At 53.9% G+C, this 1,200-nt stretch carries 1 protein-coding gene; it reads right to left on the bottom strand.

Annotation, left to right across the window (positions count from 1 at the left end; all coding sequences use genetic code 11):
• Positions 1–42 precede the first annotated feature (42 nt).
• A protein-coding gene (locus L1075_RS15605) for an IS3 family transposase (RefSeq protein WP_246942750.1) occupies positions 43–1,130 on the bottom strand; the annotation gives its coding sequence in 2 pieces (ribosomal slippage) (positions 43–875 and positions 875–1,130; 1,089 coding nt in all).
• Positions 1,131–1,200 lie beyond the last annotated feature (70 nt).

The following is a 1,200-nucleotide window of genomic DNA, read 5'->3' as shown; positions in this document are numbered from 1 at the left end:
GGTAATCCCCCCATTTATAACCGGGGCGATAAGTAGAGTCCGTCAAGCGGCCATAGCCACCTTTTGTTTTGGTGTTATTCCGCCCAACGCCATGTTGGGTCGTTCGTGGTTATACGTCCAGAGCCAACGCGTTGCAAACTCCTGGACTTCACCGATTGATTCGAACAGATAATGGCTCAGCCAATCGTAGCGAACCGTTCGGTTGTAGCGTTCAATGTACGCATTCTGCTGCGGGTTTCCGGGCTGGATGTACCGTAGCTCGATGTTTTCCTGTTTCGCCCAGTTGATCAGCTTGCCGCTGATGTACTCCGGTCCGTTGTCACAGCGAATGGCTTTGGGTTTCCCTCGCCACTCGATCAGTTGGATCAAAGACCGTATCACGCGTTCTGCCGGCAGGGAGAAATCCGCATCAATGATCAGGCCTTCCCGGTTGTAATCATCGATCACGTTGAACAGTCGGTATGTTCTGCCATCGGACAGTTGGTCATGCATGAAATCCATGGACCAGCAGTCGTTCAGCGCCTGCGGCACGGCGAGCGGTTTCGGTTTTTCCCGCACGAGCCGCTTCTTCGGCTTTATCCGAAGGTTCAGTTCCAACTCCCTGTAAATCCGGTAGATGCGCTTGTGGTTCCAGCCAAAGCCCTTCACATTGCGCAGGTACAGATAACACAGCCCAAAACCCCAATTGCGCTGGTGGTGGGTCAAACGCACCAGCCAATCGGCGATGGTTGCGTTCTCGTGGCTAAGTTTGGCCTGGTAGCGATAACAGGTCTCGCTAATGCTAAAGACCACACAGGCGAGTCGAATACTGCACCGGCCTGCCTCAACGACATTCTTCGCCATCTCTCGGCGCTGAGATGGCTTTACCACTTTCCCTCAAGGGCCTCCTGGCGTAACTCGGATTTGAGTCGCTCCTCGGCGTACATCTTCTTGAGGCGACGGTTTTCGTCTTCCAGTTCCTTGAGGCGCTTCATCATGGAGGTGTCCATGCCGCCGTATTTGGCGCGCCATTTGTAGAAGCTGGCACTGCTCATGCCGTGCTCCCGGCAAAGATCCGGAACCGGCACACCGGACTCGGCCTGCTTGAGAATTGCCATGATCTGGCTGTCAGTGAAACGTGATTTGCGCATGTGGAATCTCCTGTTCACTCAGGTTACAAAATTCCACTTATCTCCGCGATTATTTTTCGGGGGGATTACC

Source organism: Chromohalobacter beijerinckii (assembly GCF_023061185.1).
Taxonomy (GTDB): Bacteria; Pseudomonadota; Gammaproteobacteria; order Pseudomonadales; family Halomonadaceae; genus Chromohalobacter; species Chromohalobacter beijerinckii.
The sequence above is the reverse complement of the archived record's forward strand: the minus strand, read 5'-3'. Positions and strand labels throughout refer to the sequence as shown.